The 22,467-nt window shown below is 39.5% G+C and carries 22 protein-coding genes; 11 read left to right on the plus strand and 11 right to left on the minus strand.

What is annotated here, in order from left to right; genetic code table 11:
* Positions 1 to 92 precede the first annotated feature (92 nt).
* From CLV81_RS02530 to trmB, 3 genes are read right to left on the minus strand one after another with little or no spacing between them, the layout of a single operon-like run.
* Complete coding sequence (locus CLV81_RS02530; RefSeq protein ID WP_106143485.1) at positions 93 to 419, minus strand: MGMT family protein; 327 nt, start codon at positions 417 to 419, stop codon at positions 93 to 95.
* Entirely contained in the window at positions 420 to 1,049 is a 630-nt protein-coding gene (locus tag CLV81_RS02535; RefSeq protein ID WP_106143486.1) for a LysE family transporter, read from the minus strand. It lies immediately after the preceding gene.
* Complete coding sequence (gene trmB / locus CLV81_RS02540; protein WP_106144880.1) at positions 1,046 to 1,720, minus strand: tRNA (guanosine(46)-N7)-methyltransferase TrmB; 675 nt, start codon at positions 1,718 to 1,720, stop codon at positions 1,046 to 1,048. The genes CLV81_RS02535 and trmB overlap by 4 nt, the downstream gene beginning before the upstream one ends.
* A gap of 69 nt (positions 1,721 to 1,789) precedes the next feature.
* On the opposite strand from trmB, the gene CLV81_RS02545 reads away from it, so the two are divergent.
* Positions 1,790 to 2,902, plus strand: coding sequence for a glycosyltransferase (locus CLV81_RS02545; protein ID WP_106144881.1), 1,113 nt, complete (start codon positions 1,790 to 1,792; stop codon positions 2,900 to 2,902).
* On the opposite strand, the gene CLV81_RS02550 is transcribed toward CLV81_RS02545, so the two are convergent.
* The gene (locus tag CLV81_RS02550; protein WP_417935417.1) at positions 2,827 to 3,792 is read right to left on the minus strand and encodes a sensor histidine kinase; all 966 of its coding nucleotides are present in this window, start codon (positions 3,790 to 3,792) and stop codon (positions 2,827 to 2,829) included. The genes CLV81_RS02545 and CLV81_RS02550 overlap by 76 nt on opposite strands.
* 89 nt (positions 3,793 to 3,881) lie before the next feature.
* Positions 3,882 to 4,568 (minus strand): response regulator transcription factor, encoded by a 687-nt coding sequence (locus tag CLV81_RS02555; RefSeq protein ID WP_106143488.1) that lies wholly within the window; start codon positions 4,566 to 4,568, stop codon positions 3,882 to 3,884.
* A 186-nt stretch (positions 4,569 to 4,754) separates the two neighbouring features.
* On the opposite strand from CLV81_RS02555, the gene CLV81_RS02560 reads away from it, so the two are divergent.
* The 5 genes from CLV81_RS02560 (at position 4,755) to CLV81_RS02580 (ending at position 10,796) form a co-directional block, all read left to right on the plus strand.
* Positions 4,755 to 7,571: a TonB-dependent receptor gene (locus CLV81_RS02560; protein ID WP_106143489.1), complete on the plus strand. Its 2,817-nt coding sequence runs from the start codon at positions 4,755 to 4,757 to the stop codon at positions 7,569 to 7,571.
* Between the two features lie 33 nt (positions 7,572 to 7,604).
* On the plus strand, positions 7,605 to 8,819 hold the full coding sequence (locus tag CLV81_RS02565) for a multidrug transporter (protein WP_106143490.1): 1,215 nt from the start codon (positions 7,605 to 7,607) through the stop codon (positions 8,817 to 8,819).
* 151 nt (positions 8,820 to 8,970) lie between these two features.
* Positions 8,971 to 9,282: a T9SS type A sorting domain-containing protein gene (locus CLV81_RS02570; RefSeq protein WP_106143491.1), complete on the plus strand. Its 312-nt coding sequence runs from the start codon at positions 8,971 to 8,973 to the stop codon at positions 9,280 to 9,282.
* Between the two features lie 144 nt (positions 9,283 to 9,426).
* Positions 9,427 to 9,750: a T9SS type A sorting domain-containing protein gene (locus CLV81_RS02575; protein WP_106143492.1), complete on the plus strand. Its 324-nt coding sequence runs from the start codon at positions 9,427 to 9,429 to the stop codon at positions 9,748 to 9,750.
* Between the two features lie 59 nt (positions 9,751 to 9,809).
* A complete protein-coding gene (locus CLV81_RS02580; protein WP_106143493.1) occupies positions 9,810 to 10,796 on the plus strand; it encodes a long-chain-fatty-acid--protein ligase in 987 nt (328 codons plus the stop codon).
* Positions 10,797 to 10,799: 3 nt separating this feature from the next.
* On the opposite strand, the gene tyrS is transcribed toward CLV81_RS02580, so the two are convergent.
* On the minus strand, positions 10,800 to 12,098 hold the full coding sequence (gene tyrS, locus CLV81_RS02585) for a tyrosine--tRNA ligase (protein ID WP_106143494.1): 1,299 nt from the start codon (positions 12,096 to 12,098) through the stop codon (positions 10,800 to 10,802).
* 84 nt (positions 12,099 to 12,182) lie between these two features.
* Between tyrS and CLV81_RS02590 the strand changes: the two genes are divergently transcribed.
* The gene (locus tag CLV81_RS02590) at positions 12,183 to 13,196 is read left to right on the plus strand and encodes an NAD-dependent epimerase/dehydratase family protein (RefSeq protein ID WP_106143495.1); all 1,014 of its coding nucleotides are present in this window, start codon (positions 12,183 to 12,185) and stop codon (positions 13,194 to 13,196) included.
* On the opposite strand, the gene CLV81_RS02595 is transcribed toward CLV81_RS02590, so the two are convergent.
* The 3 genes from CLV81_RS02595 to CLV81_RS02605 are packed head-to-tail and all read right to left on the minus strand — an operon-like array spanning position 13,180 to position 15,673.
* A complete protein-coding gene (locus CLV81_RS02595; RefSeq protein WP_106143496.1) occupies positions 13,180 to 13,611 on the minus strand; it encodes a DUF4296 domain-containing protein in 432 nt (143 codons plus the stop codon). The genes CLV81_RS02590 and CLV81_RS02595 overlap by 17 nt on opposite strands.
* Positions 13,608 to 14,942, minus strand: a complete 1,335-nt coding sequence (locus CLV81_RS02600; protein ID WP_106143497.1) for a dihydroorotase — start codon at positions 14,940 to 14,942, stop codon at positions 13,608 to 13,610. Before CLV81_RS02600 ends, CLV81_RS02595 begins: the two co-directional genes overlap by 4 nt.
* Positions 14,943 to 14,944: 2 nt before the next feature.
* The gene (locus tag CLV81_RS02605; protein ID WP_106143498.1) at positions 14,945 to 15,673 is read right to left on the minus strand and encodes a polyprenol monophosphomannose synthase; all 729 of its coding nucleotides are present in this window, start codon (positions 15,671 to 15,673) and stop codon (positions 14,945 to 14,947) included.
* A 114-nt stretch (positions 15,674 to 15,787) separates the two neighbouring features.
* Here CLV81_RS02605 and CLV81_RS02610 point away from each other — a divergent pair, with 114 nt between their 5' ends.
* From CLV81_RS02610 to CLV81_RS02620, 3 genes are read left to right on the plus strand one after another with little or no spacing between them, the layout of a single operon-like run.
* A complete protein-coding gene (locus tag CLV81_RS02610) occupies positions 15,788 to 17,443 on the plus strand; it encodes an ArnT family glycosyltransferase (protein WP_106143499.1) in 1,656 nt (551 codons plus the stop codon).
* Positions 17,444 to 17,445: 2 nt separating this feature from the next.
* Positions 17,446 to 18,102, plus strand: a complete 657-nt coding sequence (locus CLV81_RS02615) for a DUF4271 domain-containing protein (RefSeq protein WP_106143500.1) — start codon at positions 17,446 to 17,448, stop codon at positions 18,100 to 18,102.
* Positions 18,103 to 18,109: 7 nt separating this feature from the next.
* Positions 18,110 to 18,853, plus strand: coding sequence for a uroporphyrinogen-III synthase (locus CLV81_RS02620; RefSeq protein ID WP_106143501.1), 744 nt, complete (start codon positions 18,110 to 18,112; stop codon positions 18,851 to 18,853).
* Between the two features lie 55 nt (positions 18,854 to 18,908).
* Here the strand turns inward: CLV81_RS02620 and pckA are convergent, their stop codons facing one another.
* Together pckA and CLV81_RS02630 are read right to left on the minus strand one after the other, a co-directional pair.
* The gene (pckA, locus tag CLV81_RS02625) at positions 18,909 to 20,525 is read right to left on the minus strand and encodes a phosphoenolpyruvate carboxykinase (ATP) (RefSeq protein ID WP_106143502.1); all 1,617 of its coding nucleotides are present in this window, start codon (positions 20,523 to 20,525) and stop codon (positions 18,909 to 18,911) included.
* A gap of 61 nt (positions 20,526 to 20,586) precedes the next feature.
* The gene (locus CLV81_RS02630; RefSeq protein WP_106143503.1) at positions 20,587 to 20,982 is read right to left on the minus strand and encodes a DUF423 domain-containing protein; all 396 of its coding nucleotides are present in this window, start codon (positions 20,980 to 20,982) and stop codon (positions 20,587 to 20,589) included.
* Positions 20,983 to 21,060: 78 nt separating this feature from the next.
* Between CLV81_RS02630 and CLV81_RS02635 the strand changes: the two genes are divergently transcribed.
* Positions 21,061 to 22,434 carry a saccharopine dehydrogenase family protein gene (locus CLV81_RS02635; RefSeq protein WP_106143504.1) on the plus strand — a complete coding sequence of 458 codons (1,374 nt, stop codon included), beginning with the start codon at positions 21,061 to 21,063 and terminating at the stop codon, positions 22,432 to 22,434.
* The last annotated feature ends 33 nt before the right edge of the window (positions 22,435 to 22,467 follow it).

Here is a 22,467-nt window from a genome sequence, read left to right on the forward strand (position 1 = left end):
GTTTAAACTGATTCTAAATTGCAAAGATACGGCAACGGCTTCATTTTGGGAAGTTTGCCCATTGAAAATGAAGATGGTGGGATAGGGTTGGGTTATTGAAGTTCTTTCGCCGGATCCCAAAAGTGCTTTTGAAAATTTACAATTTGGTTGTCCACCACTTTAATCCCCTCATTTTCCAAAAGTTGTTGCATCAGATTGGTACCATCAAAATGGTGTTTTCCCGTCAAAACCCCTACTCGATTAACAACCCGATGTGCTGGTACATCTTTTGCCAGTGAATTGTTCATGGCCCAACCAACCATTCTAGCACTCCGTGCAGCACCCAAATACTTTGCAATAGCTCCATAGGAGGTCACTCTTCCGTAAGGAATCAACTTTGCCACTTCATAAACCTTATCAAAAAAGTTGGGTTCTTCCATTTATCTGTAAAAAATGCGGATTAAGGTGATAATCAAAAGAATTAGCATTAAAGCGCTCAAAATATAGTTTGAGTTTTTCGAAAATCTATTGGTCTTCGTCTCCAATTTATTAAAATAAAACGTATACAAATACAATACCGAGAACGTACCCATTCCAGCAGCCAGTACAAAAATAAGAATGTCCGTAATCTCAAACTTAATCCAACCTGCTTTGTTCCACATCGCGTTAAGACCACTATAATAGGGGATGGTCAGTAAATTCAGAGCGGCCAAAAGCATCCCTTTGAAGAAACTATTCTTTTTGCTCATTTTCACTGGTTTCAATCCGCCTTTAGTCTTTTTCTTAGCAGTAACGAAAAAGTAGATTGCAAAAAAAGCAAAAACTACCAAAGCTATCTTTAAAAGCAAATCGATAACTTCTGGATTGTTGTAGAGAAACTTGGAAATGAGAACGGAAATATAAGACTGTACCATAATCATGGAAGAGACCCCAAGACTAAAGATTATCCCATTCAATTTTCCCTTTTCCACACTAGTTTTTGCAGCATTCATATTTAAAAGCCCCGGGGGTACCGTGGCCATAAATGCAGCAGAGAACGTGGCAAAAAAGAGGATTAGAAGGTGTGTCATATGTCAGCAAACCTAAACTGAAGATAGGTTATGGGTTTTCCCTTTTCAAGATATTGATTTTCATAAAATGTCTGTATTTCCAAAACTTCATCCGGGCTTCCCTCGTTTTTGTAAACGTCATGATTTGAATAGCATATCTCATGCCCTAAACCTTGAAGTATTCCTAAGGTATATCCGTGCAAAAACTCACTGTCCGTTTTAAGATTAATATATCCATCAGGCTTGAGGATTTGCTTGTATTTATTCAAAAAGACAGGGTTGGTCATCCGGTGTTTGGTTCGTTTGTACTTAATTTGGGGGTCAGGAAATGTAATCCAAATTTCATCCACTTCATTTTCCGCAAAAAGTGAGTCAACCAACTCAATCTGTGTCCGTAGAAAAGCAACATTGGGCAGGTCCATCTCCAGCGCAGATTTGGCCCCACGCCAAAACCGAGCTCCTTTTATATCAATGCCGACATAATTCTTACCAGGATTTCTTTTCGCCAACCCTACAGAATATTCCCCTTTGCCACAGCCCAATTCCAAAACAAGAGGGTTACCATTTTTGAAGAAATCACACCATTTTCCCTTCCAAACAAAGTCGTTCAGAGCTTCATCCCTAGTGGGCTGAATAACATTGGGGAAGGACTCATTTTCTTTAAAGCGTTTTAGTTTATTCTTACTTCCCAAGGCTATCATTTAACATTTTGTAAAACTAAGGAATTCAATAATGATTTGATGTTTTTGTTTCTTTGTTCTATGCAAAATTCCAAACGTATCCTAGTGGCTCCTCTCAACTGGGGACTTGGACATTCCACACGTTGTATCCCTATTATTCATGCCCTGTTGGCTCAAGGCCATCAGCCATACATAGCTTCAGACGGAGTAGCTCTGTCTTTGTTACAAAAGGAGTTTCCCAACCTACCTTCTTTTGAGCTCCCTTCTTATAAAATAACCTATGCAGAAAAGGGGCGTAATTTCAAACTTAAGATAATCTGGGACTCTCCAAAAGTCTTCAAGGCCATGTCAAAAGAAAAAAAGGCAATAAAGAAATTGGTCAAAGAATATGATTTGGACGGTATTATTTCTGACAATCGTTTAGGGGTATATTATAAAAAAGTTCCATGCGTCTTTATTACCCATCAATTGAATGTTCTATCCGGAAATACCACATGGATGAGCTCAAAAGCACACCAAAACATTATCAAGAAGTTTGATGCATGTTGGGTGCCCGATGTTGAAGGGAAACCCAACTTAACCGGCAAACTCGGTCATTTAAAAAAGAAGAAAAAGAACATTATCTACTTAGGTCCCCTTAGTCGATTTAAAAAAAACAAAAAGAAGGTGTCTTATGATTTAATGGTACTGTTATCCGGCCCGGAACCTCAGCGTACTCTACTGGAAGAAAAATTACTGGAAGAACTAAAAGCTTTTGCCGGAAACATTCTATTTGTAAAGGGAAAAATACAGGAAAAACAAAACCATGAAAGGTTAGAGCAAGGCAAATATCACTTGGACCTTTTCAATTTTATGCAATCTGAAGAGCTGGAAAAAGCCATCAACCAAAGCAAGTTAATTCTTTGTCGTTCGGGATATACCACGGTCATGGATTTGGCCAAATTGGAAAAGAAAGCATTTTTTATCCCTACCCCAGGTCAGTATGAGCAGGAGTATTTGGCCAAACGAATGCAAAAGCAGGGGTATGTTCCATATTGTGAGCAGGATGATTTTACCGCGGAACAATTGGATAGAGTCGCCTCTTTTGAAGGGCTGACACAATTCGATACCACTATTGACTATTTGGAGTTATTCGGGGTTTTTTCCAAGGTGAAAGAAAACTCAGAACCCACATCTTCCTCACTCTCCACATAGATTTTTTCATCGTGCGCTTCAATAATATGTTTTACGATAGAAAGTCCAAGCCCTGAGCCTCCTTCCTTACGACTTCCACTTTGGTCCACACGATAAAAACGTTCAAATAAACGAGGAATATGCTTTTTGGGAATTCCTTCACCGTTGTCCGTTACCCGAACAATGACTTTGTTCTTTATGAGATTTTCAACACTAACTTCCGTGGTACCTTTGGGATGACCATATTTAATTGAATTCACCAATAGGTTACTGATGACCTGTTGAATTTTTTCGCGGTCCGCCTTCACGAAAATGGGTTCGGGATATTCCATATCGAAAGTCAAGGTAATTTCTTTATCTGCGGCCTTCATCTCCAATAGGTCAAATACATTTTGAATCAATTCAATGATATCGAAATCCTCTTTTTCAAGCTTCAGTCCACCAACTTCAAGTTTTGTAATCAAGTCAAGATCACGAACAATATAGATTAATCGCTCCACCCCTTTGTTCGCCCGCGCCAGATACTTTTCCCGAACCTTTTTATCATTGATTGCTCCATCAAGCAAGGTCAATATATACCCTTGAACGGTGAACAATGGTGTTTTTAGTTCATGGGATACATTCCCCAAGAAGTCCTTTCTATACTCTTCTTGAATTTTTAGTGTATCTATTTCAATTTTTTTGTCCTCAGCAAATTTTTCAATTTCCTCGGTCAAAGTCTTCATATCCGTTGTAACGGGTTTAGAGGAAAAAGTAGAGGATTCCAAGAGTGAAACATCATCATATATTTTCTTGATTCTTCTGTAAATGAAGCGTTCCACCCGGACTTGCAATACAACGAATGAAATAATGAATAAGCTGATAAAAAGGGATGCCAACAGCAAGAGGTTCCATTCTTCCAAAAGGACCATTGCAACTGAAAAAAGAAGGCTTGTTATTAAAGAAATGAAAAAGGAGGAACGTAGGGCAAACTTGTAGGATTTCCTGGTTTGAATGGCCATTACAAGACAAACTTATAGCCCACGCCCTTTACGGTTTTAAAGTGATGGTCTCCAATCTTCTCGCGCAATTTTCTGATGTGTACATCTATGGTTCTTCCTCCAACAACCACTTCATTGCCCCATACTTTGTCAAGGATGACCTCCCGTTTGAAAACCTTACTGGGTTTTGATGTCAATAAGGATAGAAGCTCAAACTCTTTTCGTGGCAAAATTATCTCCTTACCATCGTTTACAATTTTATATTCTTCCCTGTTGATTACGATGTTACCCACTTTTACAATGTCTTCAATCTCTTGCTTTTCGTCCTTCAATCTCCGTAAAAGGGCTTTCACTTTGCTCACCAACACTTTGGGCTTTATAGGCTTGGTTATGTAATCGTCGGCTCCGGCATCAAAACCGGCAACTTGGGAATAATCTTCCCCTCTGGCAGTCAAAAATGTAATAATGGTATTCTCCAAACCTGGGGTATTCCTTAAAACCTCACAAGCTTCAATCCCATCCATCTCTGGCATCATAACATCTAAAATAATGAGGTGGGGACTCTTCTTTTTTGCCTTGACAACGCCCTCGGCGCCGTTCTTCGCTGTAAAAACTTCGTACCCCTCAGCAGAGAGATTGTAACTCACAATTTCTAAGATATCTGGCTCATCGTCAACCAATAGTATTTTGATATCCTTTGTTTTCATGGGATGGTAGAATTAATTAGTAACACCCAAATGTAAATATAATACGATAACTCGATAAATGCTTAACATTCATTTAATCTCCTAACCTTATTGTAACACTTTTCAAATAAACACTTAACACGTTGCTAACATCGCATTTACAGGCTGTCTCGTTCTTTGCCCCGAATTATAATCCAACGAAGACTAATGAAAACATATCTAATACTCCTCTTTACCATAATTAGTACTGCAGCTTTCTCCCAACAAAACGGTAGTATCGTAGGTAAATTGACCGATAAAGAACTTAATGATGAACCCTTGGCATTTGCAAATGTTCTTATTCAGGGTTCCACTCAGGGAACCACTTCAGATGTGGATGGCCTTTTTGAAATAGCAGATGTTGCCCCTGGAACCTATACCCTAGTAATTAGTTTTTTAGGATATGAAACATTGGAAATACCTAATGTCGTTGTCGAATCTGATAAGGTTACTGAGGTTAATGCAGGATTAGGTGCCAGTACTTTTGGATTGGATGAAGTTGTGGTTACCACATCCGCGAGACAAGATTCTGAAATTGCATTACTCCTGCAGCAAAAAAAGGCTCTTGTTATCCAAGAATCCATTGGAGCAGAAGTATTGACGAGAAAAGGTATTGGTGACGCAGCAGCAGCCGTAGCACAAATTGCTGGAATCTCAAAACAACAAGGCTCTAGTAATGTTTACGTACGTGGCTTGGGTGATCGCTATCAGAACACAACGCTCAACGGTCTATCTCTGCCTTCCACCAATGTCAATAAAAAGAACATTGACTTGGATTTATTCGGGTCCGATGTGATACAGAGTATCGGAGTGAGTAAGGCATTTTCTACCAATTTCTATGGAGACTTCTCTGCCGGTAATGTAAACATTGTATCTAAAGCTCATACAGGTAAGGCTTACCTCAGTGTTAGCGCAGGCTCAGGTTTAAACTCTGCAGCTATTGGAGAAGATTTTTTGTTGAATGAAGGTATAAGCTACTTTGGTCGATATAACAGATATGACAACAATCCTTTCGCTATTGTTCTTGGTCAGCCGGTTGATCCAGTTGACGGAGGTTCTCCAATCAACGTAAACTTCGGTATTGAAGGTGGGTTTTCTGTTGTGTTTAATGAAGAATCTAGACTAAACTTCTTTGGGACTGCATCCTTTGCCAATGGCTGGAGGTTTAGACAGGGTGAAGCAAGTGATTTTACTAATACATTGAATTCCTCTTATCCCAATGTAGATCAATATATCTACAACGCCACTACTACGGCGTTGGCTAATATCGATTATATAGCGTCCAGCAAATTCAAATTGCAATATCGATCACTGTACATCAATAGTGCCCAAGATCAAACCGAGTTTTTTGGTGTAAATGGAGAAGGTACGATTAGGGATGATATTGGAGATACAGATCAAGGATTCTTTGTTTATAACGGGCGTTTTAACCAAGATCAGATATTTGTAAACCAACTTTTGGGTGAGTTCGATGATGAAGAAAAGGGTTTTGAAGCCAACTGGGGATTTGGGTATAATAAGGTACTTTCCGACGAACCGGACCGTAAACGTTTCACGCTTCAAAACTATCAATTGGCATTGGATAGCGACCCGAATACAAATCCTATCTTTTTTGATAACGTAGCATTTGACAATCAACGGTTCTTTCAAGAAATAGAAGATGATGAGTTTAACGGCTTCATTAACGTAAAAAAGCAGTTTTCAGAAAACTTTGCGTTAAACGTGGGTTATGCCGGTAGACGTAAGGTAAGAAACTTCAATGCCATCCGCTACGGATACGAGTTTACGGATAATGACTTGGAGATTACTGACGTAAATAATCTAAATGAAATATTTAATGTATCCAATATAGATATTCCAAATGGAAGTGGTTTATGGGATGTGGTAACCTTAAATCCAATACCTGGACAAAGTACCGTGAACAGACCTGGATTACCAGATAGCCAATATAGAGGTGAGTTGAATGTATATGCTGGTCACATCAATACCGAAATCCAGCTTTTGGATAAAAAATTACTCCTAATACCCGGCATCAGGTTTGAGAATTTCCAACAAGAAATTACATATGATGTCCAAGGTGACATCATTCCCCCAGGTACCTCAACTACCGTAACCTCAAATGACAATTTGCTCTTACCTAGCTTAAATGCAAGGTATGCTTTGAATGAAGACATGAATCTACGGGGTTCGTTTAGTGTGACTGCCTCGTTTCCAGAATTCAAGGAAGTTGCTCCTTTCGTTTATGAGGATGTTGTTATTCGCTATGGTGGTAATCCAGACCTTCTTGGAGGTGCTGATGGAAGCGGACCGAACTTTTCTGAGATATTTAATTACGATTTAAAGTACGAGTGGTTTTTATCCCCTAGGGAAATCATTTCTTTGGGCGTTTTCTACAAACAGATCAAAGATCCAGTAAACCGGGTAACCGCTAGGGATGCTACAGGGGACCAGCGCTATTTCAGAACTGGGGATCAAGCTGATGTTTTTGGTGTTGAACTGGAATTTCGAAAGAATATCTTAAAGGATGTTGAAGATAATCCCCTCCTTAATCTTGGATTTAATTTGGCATGGACCGACACTAACCAGGACCTGCAATCCGTAGGAGGCACCTTTACTACCAGTTTCAACAGAACAGAAAGTGAATTGGAAGGGGCATCAGATATTATCTTTAATACCGATCTTAGTTTTACTCCTACCATAGGGAAATTCAAGCCGAAAGCAACACTGGTTGGCTCTTACTTTTCCGACAGGATATTTGCTTTAGGTGCAGGAACTGTTGGAGATATTACAGAAGAATCCGTTACAACCCTAAATCTGGTAATTATCAATCCAATTACCGAAAACTTTGAAATAGGACTAACTGCAAGAAACTTACTTAACCCAGATATAACACTTTCTCAAACAGACCAAGTGGGCAACCGCCTCATTATTACCGAATTCAAGGATGGTATTGATGTAGGCTTGTCACTTAAATACAAATTTTAATTACAGATGATAACTATTTTAAACCCTTTAAAAATGAAAATCAGATTTCTTTCAAGCTTACTCATAATAGCGCTCTTAATCGTGGGCTGTGAGGAGGACAACACGCCAGATATTGTTATTAACGATAACAGTGTCGTAAATAACACCGAGGGCGGAAACAATGGAAACGGTGGTGGAAATGGAACCGAAGAGCTTTTCGGTTTTATTACCGAAGATACAACACTAGATCCTTCTATAACCTATCGATTAGCTGCTGCCACATTTATTGATGAAGGTGCAACATTGACCATCCCTGCAGGTACGGTAATAGAAGCTGAGCCCAATGGAGTACAAAACTATATTGCAGTGCTTAGAGGTTCCCAAATACAAATCAATGGAACGGCAGCAAACCCGGTCATCATGACCTCTGCCGCTAATACTCCTGCACCTGGAGACTGGGGAGGTTTGGTTATTTTGGGCCAATCTACCACGAACTTAATCGATCCTGCTGAACCAGATGACCTTCCAACTAGTGAAGTAGGCCAACTTCCTTATGGAGGTTCTATTGTTGCCGACAATTCCGGTATCATCAGTTATTTGAGACTGGAGTACGTAGGTGGTGCTCTTAATGGGACCCAAGAATTAAACGGATTATCATTGTACGCAGTTGGAAGTGGAACCACTATAAATAATGTACAGGTTTTCCAATGCTCTGATGATGGTATAGAGTTTTTTGGTGGAACTGTGAACGTAAACAACCTTGCCATTGTGGGAGCTGAAGATGATTCAGTTGACTGGACAGAAGGTTATACCGGTACTATTACGGACGTATTTGTGTCACAAACTTTGGACGGTGATAGTGGATTTGAAATGGATGGGTTCAATACAGACTTTCAAAACTCTGGCGGTTTCGTATCTGTCCCAACCATCAACAACGCTACAGTTATTGGAAGTGGCGACAACAGTCGAGCTTTCCGTTTACGTGCTGGGACTGGTGGTATTTTTAACAATGTCGTTATCGAAGATTTCGGAAGAGGTGTTGTAGTGGAAGATGACACTGCTGGGGATATTACCTCAGACAACATTCCTACTGATCTTCAATTTACTGATGTCTCTTTTACTGGTGTAAACGAAGAGTTTTTATATGAAGATGATTTTGCAAACCCAACTCCTCCAACTCAAGCAGATGTAATTAGTGGTGACTCTGCTAATGCAACTGGAACCGATGTTGCCACATGGGGTGCTGGCTGGACTGTAGGCATCAACTAAAAAATAAGCGCTAATAATAATATTAAGGCCCCGTAATTCGGGGCTTTTTTCATGCACTTCATCGAAAAAGCCAACCCTTTTTCGACAAAAGGCTCACTTTCAGCGATGTAATTATATATATTTGTGGCATAGCCTTTGTAACCTACTTTGTATGAAGCACCTTTACGCGGTACTTTTCTTTTTTGTGTGTACCATTGGATTCTCTCAAGAGAATGTGGAGTCCAATGCAGATATCGATGGCTTAAAACTATATCCCAATCCCTGCACCCAACACAAGGTTTTTATAGAGACTCTTTCCAATAATCCTAAACAAATAGCAATTTTTGACGTTTTAGGAACCCAAGTACTCCAAACCACCATGGTAGGTAAGGAACTAAACCTTTCTCGTTTGGACAAGGGCATGTACATTATCCGAATTCTGGAAAACAATAAAGTTGCCACCAGAAAACTGATAATCAAGTAGTTCGTCGATGATTTTGACCCTTATATCCTGTAAACGTTCACGTTTTTCAGCTTAACCTACATAATTTCCTGTTTCACAACATTTTATAGGTATACCCTTAAGCTTTAGCTACTTTTATAATGCGTAGACCCCAAATCAACATGTATGAAGAACCTCTACTTAGTTATCCTTATGGCATTACCACTATTTACCTTCGGTCAAGAACTGGTCACTGTAAACACACAACAGGTGAGCGAATTACAAGGGTTCAAAATGTATCCGAACCCTGCGTACGGAGATGAAATCTATATCACTACTTCATCTAACGGGACAAAAAATGTTAAGATTTTTGATGTATTTGGTGATGTTGTCCTTACGGAACGAATATCCACAAATACCTTAAATATATCACGATTGTTACCTGGAGTCTATGTACTTCAAGTAACAATACAGGAAAAGACCATGACTCGAAAATTGGTCATCAAATAACCCCCATATCTTAAGCCCTTTCAAGGGCTTTTTTCTTTTTTGGCCTATTTTTGTGGGCCATGGAATTCAAGAATATCCAATCCATTTTCTCAATTTCAAATTCGGATGAGTTTGAGACCCAGTGCTTGAGAATCTTTGATTTTCAATTCAGCCAAAACCCTGTTTATAAGTCATATTGTGAGCTTTTAGGTAAAAATCCAAAAAACATTTCCGATAGTTCTGAGATTCCATTCCTTCCTATCGAATTCTTTAAATCGAAAGAAATAGTTTCTTTTACAAAACCTGTTGAAGTTATTTTTGAAAGTAGTGGCACGACAGGAAGCACAACTAGCAAACATTTCATTCCTGATTTAAATATTTATAGAGAAAGCTTTACAAAAGCGTTCACTCTTTTCCTTGGGGCTCCCGAGAAGTATTGTATTCTTGCTTTACTTCCTTCGTATTTGGAACGCAAAGGGTCATCACTGGTGTTCATGGTAGATGACTTGATTCATCAATCCCAGCACCCAGACAGTGGTTTCTACCTATACGACGTACAACAACTTCACCAAAAACTCATTGAACTAGAGGAGAAAGCAACCAAAACCCTGTTGATAGGGGTCTCTTTTGCCTTATTGGATTTGGCAGAGCAATATCCAATGAACTTAAAACATACCAAGATTATGGAAACAGGGGGCATGAAGGGAAGAAGAAAAGAAATGATTCGTGAAGAACTGCATTACCACTTAAAAAAAGCGTTTGGAACAGATGCCGTATACTCAGAATATGGCATGACCGAACTGTTGTCCCAAGCATACTCCTTGGGTAAAGGTACATTTGATTGCCCTCCTTGGATGAAAGTTTTGACAAGGGATACTGAAGACCCACTTTCTCCCCAGGATTATGGTAAAACGGGAGGAATCAATATAATTGACCTAGCCAATGTCTATTCTTGCTCATTTATTGCCACTCAAGATTTGGGGAAAGTATACCCAGATGGTTCCTTTGAGGTTTTAGGAAGGTTCGATCATTCTGATGTTAGGGGATGTAATTTGATGGCTTTATAGTCGTCAATCCATCATGACCAGCACATAGTAATTCTTCTTACCTCGCTGAAGCAACACGAATTTATCGTTAATCAAATCGGTTTTAGTGATTAAATAATCCTCTTTCACTTTTTCCTTGTTTACGGAAATGGAGTTTTGTTTTAATTCTCTACGAGCCTCTCCGTTGGACCCCAAAAATCCTGTTTTTGCTGCCAGCGCACCAATCATATCCAAACCATTTTCCAATTCTGACATAGATAACTGAGCTTGGGGCACTCCTTCAAAAACGTCCAAGAACGTTTGCTCATCCAGTTGTTTTAGATCTTCAGAAGTAGATTTGCCAAAAAGAATATTACTAGCCTGCACGGCTCGGTCCAAATCAGCTTCAGAATGTACCATTGAAGTTACTTCTTCGGCAAGCTTTTTTTGAAGCAATCGCATGTGCGGTGCTTCATTATGTTCTTCAATCAGCTGTTCAATAGATTCCTTGTTCAAAAAGGTAAAAATCTTGATATACTTCTCCGCGTCCACATCCGAAGTATTCAGCCAATATTGATAAAAACGATACGGTGAAGTGCGGTGGGCATCCAACCAAATATTACCTCCTTCGGTCTTTCCAAACTTAGTGCCATCGGCCTTTGTGATCAAAGGACAGGTCAGGGCATATCCCTTCCCTCCGCCAATTCTACGGATGAGTTCGGTTCCAGAAGTAATATTTCCCCATTGATCGCTTCCACCCATTTGGAGGGCGCAATCATGATTCTGATACAAATACAAAAAGTCATACCCCTGAACCAGTTGATACGTGAACTCCGTAAAGGACATGCCTTCTTTAGCATCCGATGACAATCGCTTTTTTACGGAATCCTTGGCCATCATGTAGTTAACGGTTATGTGCTTGCCCACGTCCCGAATAAAGTCTAAAAAGGAAAAGTCCTTCATCCAATCGTAATTATTGACAAGAATAGCTGCATTTGACTCAGTGCCATCAAAATCCAAGAAACGGGACAATTGTGCTTTTAAGGCCTCTTGGTTTCTTCGCAAGGTTTTTTCATCCAAAAGATTACGTTCTGCCGATTTTCCCGAAGGGTCCCCGATCATTCCTGTTGCGCCACCTACAAGGGCAATGGGTTTATGTCCTGCCAACTGAAAATGCTTCAACATCATTACCCCCACCAAATGTCCAATATGCAATGAGTCCGCAGTGGGGTCTATCCCGACATAAGCAGCCTGCATTTTTTCCATCAAGTGTTCTTCCGTTCCTGGCATTACGTCATGTATCATTCCACGCCATTTCAGCTCTTGAACAAAATTTGTTTTCATCCCTAGTAGTTTAAATCGCTGCAAATATAAAATGAAGTTCTTAGATCGTTACGGAAATACGACGCAAAGAACTACTTTAGTTATATGATTCTAGTCACCGGGGGAACTGGACTATTAGGTTCACACTTACTTTATCAACTTGTACAGGATGGCGGAACCGTAAGGGCAACGTATCGAGACCCCAAAAAGAAAACCAAAGTACTGGAGGTCTTTGGGTTTTATTCTGAAGAACCACATGAGTTATACCATAAAATTCAGTGGGTCGAGGCCAATGTTACGGACCTAGCTTCTTTGGAACCTTGTTTTGAAGGGGTTAACCAAGTATACCATTGTGCTGCTTTGATATCATTTGATCCCAAAGATCTTAACGATTTGCTTAAAACAAATGTTGATGGTACGGCCAACATGATTAACCTTAGCGTGAAATATAAGGTCAACAAGTTTTGCCATGTAAGTTCGATTGCAGCGTTAGGTTCTGGCAAAAAAGGGCAAACCATATATGATGAAAATGTAGAATGGAACGATAACCAAGTATCCGTTTACGGTATATCGAAGTTTGAGTCGGAGCTAGAGGTTTGGCGAGGCTCCCAAGAGGGACTTCCTGTGGTAATTGTCAATCCTGGAATTGTATTGGGCCCAGGATTTTGGCGTTCGGGCAGTGGCCTATTGTTCAGAAGAGCTTCAAAAGGAGGGCGATATTCATTCCCAAGTGGAAGTGGCTTCGTAAGTGTGAATGATGTGGTGAATTCCATGGTACTGTTAATGCAATCCAACATAGAAAATGAGCGCTATATCTTGGTCAATCAAAATTTGACCTATCATGAGGTATTTCTCAATATGGCTAAAGCTTTAGGTGTGGAACCTCCGTCAAAAATAGTTTCCCTTTCATTATTGGAGATCCTTTGGCGAATCGATTTCCTAAAAAGTACATTTTTTGGGAAGCGCAGAAGACTTACAAAAAACCTTGTGAAAGGTTTGTATCAACAAGACAAGTATGACAATTCAAAATCGAAAACCATACCTAATTTCACTTATGAATCGCTTAACGAGGTAATCGGATTTTGTTGTGAAAAGTTTAAAGTTACGATGAAGGCTTAGCTTCTTTTCTGACTTTGTTCAAAGAGTCTGCTCTATTTTGTTGGGCAGCTCTGGTGCTATCGTTTCTTTTTTGGCTGTCTTCCTCCAATACCTTTCTTTTTGCTTCTAATCTTGCCTCCACTTTCTCATAAATCATTTGATATCTCAATGGAATAGAAGCGTAGTACTTATCGCTCTGGACAAATTGGATACTATCAATCTGATATTTTTTATAAAGAAAATCCATAGTCTCCACACTGTTATCCTCTAAGTAGTAATTAAAAGAGGTTTTTGCAGCTCTGAGTAGGGCCAAATCATGGAGAATGTCGACCATTTTTTCTTCGGAAATCAAATCCTCAGGTGGTTCCACCACTTTTTCAGCACAGCTCCAAACCGCTAATACCAAAACAAAAGCAAGTACGGTTCTCTTTGTCATCTGTTAAAGGTGAGTCTTTTTGCATTCCGCTTCTCAGAAAAAATACCATTGTCATAGGCCAAATGGCCATTAACAAATGTTCTCATCACTTTTGAGTGGAAAGTAGTTCCCTCAAAAGGAGACCAACCACATTTGTATAGCACGTTGGATTTTTCAACCATTTGGGAGACTCCTTCTTGTATCTGAACCAAATCGGCATAATATCCTTCACGGATATACCCCCTTCTATCCAAATCGAAAAGCTTGGCCGGATTATGGCACATCTTTTCCACAATCTTTGGTTTGCTTATCATTCCCTCCTTTTCCTTTTCCAGCATGGCAAGCAGTGCATGCTGCACCAACGGTCCCCCAGATGGGCATTTTGTATAGGGATTGTCTTTTTCTTCCAACGTATGCGGAGCATGGTCGGTGGCTACTACGTCAATTCTATCATCCAAAAGGGCTTCCCACAATTGCTCTCTATCTTTTTGTGTCTTTACAGCTGGATTCCATTTGATGAAAGCACCCTTATTTTGATAATCCTCATCAGAAAACCATAAATGATGTATACACACCTCAGCTGTTATCTTTTTCTCTTCAAGGGGAATTGCATTGGTAAACAAATCCGTTTCTATTCCAGTGGACAAATGAAAAACATGTAACCTGGCACCGGTTTGCTTTGCAAGGGCTATGGCCTTTGATGAAGATAAGAAGCACGCCTCTTCACTTCGGATAATGGGGTGCAGGTGAATGGGTATATTATCTCCATATTCACCTTTATACTTTTCAAGATTGGCCTTTATGGTTCCCTCATCCTCGCAATGTGCAGAAATGACCATTCCTGTGCTACTGAAAATACGCTCCAAAACGACTTCATCATCTACTAGCATGTTTCCTGTAGACGAACCTAAAAAAAGTTTGACCCCTGAGCAGGCATTCCTGTCCAGTCGCTTTAGCTCTTCCAAATTATCATTGGTTCCTCCAAAAAGAAAAGAATAATTGGCCCAAGCGCTTTTGGACGCCATACCAAACTTCTCTTCCAACTTTTCAATTGTGGTGGTCTGAGGGTTTGTATTGGGTTGTTCCATAAAAGTCGTAATCCCGCCTGCCAGTGCCGCACGACTTTCAGTATCAATAGTTCCTTTATGGGTCAACCCGGGTTCTCTAAAATGTACTTGGTCATCGATAATCCCAGGGAAGAGATAATCTCCTTTTAAATCAATGACCGTTGCCATAGGTTCCGAAATATCCCTATCAATTCTTTCAATGAAATCAGAATTTAGGAGAACGTCCATCTCGAAACATTCCCCCTCATTGACCATTTTGGCATTCTTTAATAGAATCTTTGGCATTGCTAAAAACTTTTTCTTAAAAAGGTGCTTCTTAGTTTCATCGTAATCACTCCAAAAATGGCCTCTTTGACAATTTTTGAATTCATCTTGGACTTACCATGAATCCTATCTGTGAAGATAATGGATACTTCTTCTATTTTAAAGCCTTTTAAGTAGGCTCTATACTTCATTTCAATTTGAAAAGCGTAGCCAATAAAACGTACCCTATCCAAATCAATTTCTTCCAAAACCTTTCTTCTATAACATACGAAACCAGCAGTTGGGTCGTGAACCTTCATTCCCGTAATCAGTTTTACATAGAAGGAAGCTCCATAGGAAAGCAGAATACGGAACAAAGGCCAGTTAACCACATTGACCCCTTTTTTATAGCGAGACCCCACGGCAACGTCTGCCTCATTCAAACACGCCCTATGCAAACGCAACAAATCCGCGGGACGGTGTGAAAAATCGGCATCCATTTCAAATATATAATTGTAGTCCCTATCCAAAGCCCATTTGAAACCATGGATATAGGCTGTTCCCAAGCCGGATTTCTCTTTCCTTACTTCCAGAAAAAGTCGCTTGGGAAATTCTTCTTGAAGCATTCGGACATTTTCTGCTGTTCCATCTGGAGAATTGTCATCAACAATCAGAATGTGAAAATCTTTCTTTAAATCGAAAACCGTTCTGATAATCGCCTCAATGTTTTCGATTTCGTTGAAAGTAGGTATAATGACGAGTCCGTCTGCCATTCATGATAAGTTAGACGGCAAAAATAACACATTGTGTTCTGATTTAATACTATAGATTTACGGTCACCGCAGTTTACCAATATTTGTACCTTTATCCCACCAAAATATCTATTGATGACCCAAAGGTTCCCCGCGATTTTCCTTATTCTACTCGCGTCACTTTTCATCTTAAACCTTGTTCAAAGCAGTCTTACCGAGCTCATTTATGATGAGGCCTATTATTGGTACTATGCGCAAAATATGGATTGGGGGTTTTTTGATCACCCTCCCATGGTTGCCTTTCTTATCAAAATAGGCAGTTTTTTATTTGATGGAGAATTGGGCGTACGTTTTATAAGTTGTGTTCTATCTGTGGGGACTTATGTGGTTCTGTGGTTGACCATAGATAATCCCAAGAAAAAAGACCACGTGGTGGTTTTCTTTCTTCTATTGTTTTCCACCACCCTCTTGAATGCTTACGGATTCTTTACACTCCCTGATACTCCACTACTTTTTTTTACTGCACTTTTTCTTTGGCTTTACAAGCTTTTCTTGGAAAAACCATCATATCTGCTTGCTCTTGCCATTGGTGTGGTAATGGCAGCTTTGATGTATAGTAAATACCATGCAGTTCTTGTCATTGTTTTCGTATTGCTGTCCAATCTAAAGCTATTGCGCGAGCCTAGGGCGTGGTTTGCCGTCATAATCGCTTTGCTCTGTTATATACCTCATTTCGTATGGCTTTATGGGCATGATTTTGTTTCCATTAAATACCACATTTATGAACGCCCCAACCAAGCCTACTCCTTTTCTAAATTTACCTTGGGATACTTAGTTAATCTTGTGGCCATTTTTGGGCTCCTTTTTTTCTGGGTCTATAAAGCTTTGCTAAAAACCAACACAACCGACCTTTTTGTAAAGGCCCTAAAATATCTCTCCTATGGGGTAATCATTTTCTTTTTTGTTTCAAGTTTCAATAGGAGGGTACAGACACAATGGGTGGTGGTCATCTCAATTCCCCTAGCCATCTTGACATTCAACTACATTTTGGAAAACTCAAGCTCCAGAAAATGGGTATATCGATTGGGACTTGTAAGCCTAGTGATTATGTTATACGCGCGGGCATGGTTAGTATACAAACCCCTTTTCCCTCTTAGGTTTGAAACCCATGACAATACCGTTTGGGTGAATGAACTCAAGAAAAAGTCGAAAGGGGTTCCTGTGATTTTCGAAAATTCTTATCGTCGCCCATCCATGTACTCCTTCTACTCTGGAAAACCTAGTTTTGCCTTAAACAATCATATGTACCGGAAAAGCCAGTATTCCATTGATGAATCTGAAAAAAGTGTCCAAAACAAAAGGATACTGTACGTAACGAAATATGCTAAAAGTGGAGACATTCAATTTTTGCACTCTGATAATAAAACAGTGTATTTTGGAACATTTATGGATAATTTTGAATCTTTTCGAAAGTTGCAATGCATAGTGGATACCACTTCTGTAGAAAAGGAATACTCTTTAAAGATTTACAATCCCTATAATTTTGATGTTCCATTATCAAAACTTTCATTTTCTGCTGCATTTTCAAATGCCTACAAGCAAGTAAAGGATTTACAAACAATGGAGGTACAAGCTGTTAAAAAAGACAGGCAAATAATCCCTGCCAGAGATACTCTTGAGTTTAGATTCGAACTGCCAAAATCCAAATTTGAAAATCCTAAGTATTTTAGAGTGGGTGTTTCTGAGAACGGTCTACTTCCTGGATTGAATGGAATCCCTGTTAAAATTTAACAATGAACCCAATTATCAGAACCATAGAATCTCTGGATTGGATGACCTTAGCTTTGGTCTTGAGTATGCTTGTAATGACTTTGGGAAAGTATCTCTTTCAAACCAAGTTCCTCAACTTCTTGATTCTGCCCTTTAACAATAAGTATATTATGCTTTCCAACAAAAAAGGACGTCTTTTAAACTGGTTCCATATTTTCATGACCATTTTCCAGTTCATTAACCTTTCGTTATTCATTTTTTTGATTAACAAGGCGTGGAACGGTACGTCAAATCAGGACACTTTTGAGGTGTTCTTGATTACTATTGCATTGGTAATAGTTTTCCAAACTGTTAAAATCTTCCTTCAACTTTTCAAGGCTTTTGCTTTCAATACCCAAGAACTGGTTTGGGATGTGATTTATAACAAAACCACATATTTTAATCACAGTAGTTTGGTAATGTTTCTTAGTAACATAATTCTGATTTACATACTGAACAATTCAAAAACTGTCATTTACATAGCCATTGGGCTTATTCTTTTAATTAATGCCATTGGACTGATAAAGCTGGTGAAGAACCATCAAAAAGTGATAGTCTCCTATTTGTTTTATTTTATTTTGTACCTTTGCGCACTCGAAATTGCACCCTTGGTTGTAATTGGAAGCTATCTAAAAGGTTGATTATCTTATGAAAGTAAAAACAATTTTGGTTTCCCAACCAGAACCCAAAATCGAAAATTCCCCTTATTCTCGATTAATCGAAAAAGAAAAAGTAAAAGTAGATTTCAGACCCTTCATTCATGTAGAAGGAGTACAGGCCAAAACTGTAAGACAGCAGAAAATTGACCTCAATAATTTTACTGCCATAATTCTTACCAGTAGAAATTCTGTGGACCATTTCTTTAGAATTGCTGAAGAAATGAGGTTTAAGGTACCTGATAGTATGAAGTATTTCTGCCAATCTGAAGCTGTTGCCTACTATCTACAGAAGTATGTAGTGTACCGTAAGCGTAAAATATATGTTGGCAAACGAACTTTCAACGAATTGGTACCGTTGATTAAGAAATACAAGGATGAAAAGTTCTTGCTTCCTTCCTCCGATACTTTGAAGGCTGCTGTTCCTGAAGCTTTGAATGAACTTAAAGTAGATTGGACAAGAGGTATTTTCTACAAGACAGTAATCAGTGATTTGTCTGATTTGAGAAACGTTTATTACGATGTATTGGTGTTCTTCAGTCCTTCGGGAATAGAATCTCTTTTGAAGAATTTTCCTGATTTTGAACAGAACGACACAAGAATCGCCGTTTTTGGTAATAGCACAGTAAAAGCTGCCACAGACGCCGGACTTCGAATAGATATTAAGGCGCCTACTCCTGAAACACCTTCAATGACCATGGCCCTTCAGAAATACATTACCAGTGTAAACAAATAATTAAAGCTTTAGCTCTTATATCAAAAAGGCCGCTCTAAAGAGCGGCCTTTTTCAATTAAAATGCATAGCGTTGAGGACCTCCACGCCTAATCTCTTCACTGGCGTAGGCTTCAAACTTTTTGAAGTTTTCGCGAAACGCGTTTGTCAGTTTAAAGGCCGTTTTATAATAAGCATCATCGTTGTTCCAAGTTGCTCTCGGACTCAAAACTTCGGTTGGAACACCAGGGCACTCCCTGGGCTGCGCCACTCCAAATACAGAATGAATATGGTATTTGTCATAGGAATACAGCCCAAGCTCTCCACTCAGGGCAGCACTTATCATGGCCCGGGTATACTTAAGTTTCATTCGTGTTCCCACACCATAGGGTCCGCCGGTCCATCCAGTATTAATCAACCAAACATCTACTCCGGATTCCACCATTTTTTTGCTTAGCATCTCCGCATACTTGGCAGGATGTAAGGGCATGAATGGGGCTCCAAAACATGCAGAAAAAGAAGGTTGTGGCTCAACCACCCCAGCCTCTGTCCCAGCCACCTTGGCCGTATAGCCAGAAATAAAGTGATATGCAGCTTGGGCAGGTGTCAGTTTTGATATAGGTGGAATAACTCCGAAAGCATCAGCGGTCAAAAAGAAGATATTCTTCACATTTTTCCCAATCGAAGGCTGTTGGATATTCTCAATATGGTGTATTGGATAGCTTACCCTTGTGTTTTGCGTAATGGTGGTATCTGAATAATCAACTACACCATTATCATCCATAATGACATTCTCCAGGATAGCTCCTTTTTTTATGGCACCATATATCTCGGGCTCCTTTTCTTGAGACAGGTCTATCACTTTTGCATAACAACCCCCTTCAAAATTGAAAACTGTATTTTGTGGTGTCCATCCGTGCTCATCATCACCAATCAGCTTTCTATTAGGATCTGTGGAGAGAGTTGTCTTTCCAGTACCTGATAAACCAAAGAAAAGTGCTGTATCTCCTTCAGGACCTACATTGGCCGAGCAGTGCATAGGCAATGTGTTCTTTTGGACTGGTAGAATAAAGTTCAAAGCTGAGAATATACCTTTTTTGATTTCTCCAGTATATCCCGTACCCCCTACAATAGCAATTTTCCGTGTAAAGTTCAAAATGGCAAAATTATGTTGACGGGTACCGTCAATTTTGGCATCCGCGGTAAAGCCTGGGGCATTCAGCACCACCCATTCAGGGTCAAAAGACTTTAGTTCCTCCTCTTCAGGCCTCAAGAACATATTGTATACAAACAGATTGGACCATGGGTATTCATTAATAACACGTATGTTCAAACGATATGACTCATCCGAACAAGCATAACAGTCCCGTACAAAAACATCGCGCTCATTAAGGTAATCCACCATTTTGTCATATAGCCTATCAAACTTTCCGGCATCAAATGGAATATTGATGTCACCCCACCAAATTTTGTCCTTGGTAATTTCATCCTCCACAATAAATCGGTCCATAGGTGACCTTCCAGTAAACTCCCCGGTGTTGACGGCTAAAGCTCCAGAAGAGGCCTGCTTTCCCATCTCCATATCAATGGTTGTTGAGTGTAAGGTATCAGGAGAAAGCTGATAGTGTATCCTATCATGATGGATTCCATAATCCTTTAACGAAATCGATTTCGTAAATGGGCTGTCAGATGTCATTTTTTTACTTTTAACGTTAGGGCAAAACTAGAAAATTATATATTCTCTAGTCCGTATTAATCTAGTTATTTGCCCTTTTTTGGGTCGAAATGCTATATGCTAAAAAAATCCAGCTAAAAATTAGAAGAATGCCACCAACTGGGGTAACTGGACCTAAGTATTTTAAATCGAATGAAAGGGCTTTTCCTATAACCAAAATGTAAATTGAAGCAGAGAAAAGAATAACCCCGGTCAATGTCAATCTATACAATATGACCTCAGATTTTCCCTTCATCCCACCCCAAAGTCCAACAAAAAGAAAGAAAAAAGCATGGTACATTTGATAGCGGACCCCCGTTTCAAAAGAATCTACACTTTCGTAATCAGCAATTCTTTCTAAACCATGGGCACCAAATGCCCCAAGAAGAATTCCTATCAAGCCCAATATCGCTCCCGTTATTAAAAATGTTCTTTTCATAACTTTCTTTGCCCTTTATTTTACAAATACAACAATTTGATACCTTAGTCTCTGGTAAAACAAAAGTAACTAAAAGCTATGTCCCGAACTGTTTTGGTATTTGGAGCTGGGAAATCTACCGCTTATTTATTGGACCATATTTTAGAAAAATCCACGAGTGAAGAGCTTAAGCTTATTATTGCCGACATTAACCCCAATTCAGTTGACCCAAAAATTGCCTCACATCCCAATTGCACTGTTCAACAGCTGGATATTTTTGAAGATGAAAAAAGAGAAAAAATGATACGGGATGCTTCGGTAGTGATTTCCATGTTGCCTCCTAAACTGCATATTAAAGTTGCTGTAGATTGTTTGAACCATAAAAAGAACTTGGTAACCGCTTCCTATATAAGCGATGCCATTCAACAACTGGATTCGGATGTAAAAAATAGCGGGCTTGTTTTTATGAACGAAATTGGCCTTGACCCTGGCATCGATCACATGAGCGCCATGCAGATCATCGACCGTATTCGCGATAATGGTGGAAAAATGCTTCTTTTTGAATCCTTTACCGGTGGGCTGGTGGCACCTGAACACGATTCAAACCTGTGGAACTACAAGTTTACGTGGAATCCTAGAAATGTTGTTGTTGCAGGACAAGGAGGTGCTGCAAAATTTATTCAGGAAGGGACGTATAAATATATTCCCTATCAAAAACTTTTTCGAAGAACGGAATTTTTGGAGGTTGAAGAATATGGCACATTTGAAGCCTACGCTAATCGTGACTCTCTTAAGTACCGCGAAGCTTATGGCTTGCAAGATGCACTTACCTTATATCGAGGAACCATGCGAAGGGTTGGTTTTTCCAAGGCATGGCAGATGTTCGTTATGTTGGGTATGACGGATGATAGCTATGTTATTGAAAACTCACAGGGCATGTCCTATAGGGAGTTTGTAAATCTGTTCTTACCCTATTCGCCTACTGATTCCGTAGAATTGAAACTTAGACATTATCTAAAAATTGACCAAGATGATATCAGATGGGGTAAACTTTTGGAGCTTAACCTATTTGATCATACCAAAAAAATCCCCCTTGCCCAAGCTTCTCCGGCCCGCATGCTTCAGTATATTTTGGAGGACAGCTGGACCCTTGAATCCCATGAAAGGGATATGATTGTGATGTACCATAAATTTGGCTACGAACTCAATGGCGTAAAAAAACAGATTGATGCCAATATGGTGGTCTTGGGTGATAACAACAGCCATACCGCTATGGCCAAAACTGTTGGACTTCCAGTTGCCATGGCAGCACTACTGATTCTTAATGGTAAGATCAAAAACCATGGTGTCCAAATACCCATCAAAAAAGAAGTGTACCAACCCATCTTAAAAGAACTGGAATCCTACAAGATTCATTTTAAAGAATATGAAGTACCGTATCTAGGCTATAATCCGGACTCAGTTGCTATTTAAGATTGTTGTTTTTTAAATATCTTTAGCTTCAAT

The sequence above is a fragment of the Flagellimonas meridianipacifica genome, from assembly GCF_003001695.1.
Classification (GTDB): domain Bacteria; phylum Bacteroidota; class Bacteroidia; order Flavobacteriales; family Flavobacteriaceae; genus Flagellimonas; species Flagellimonas meridianipacifica.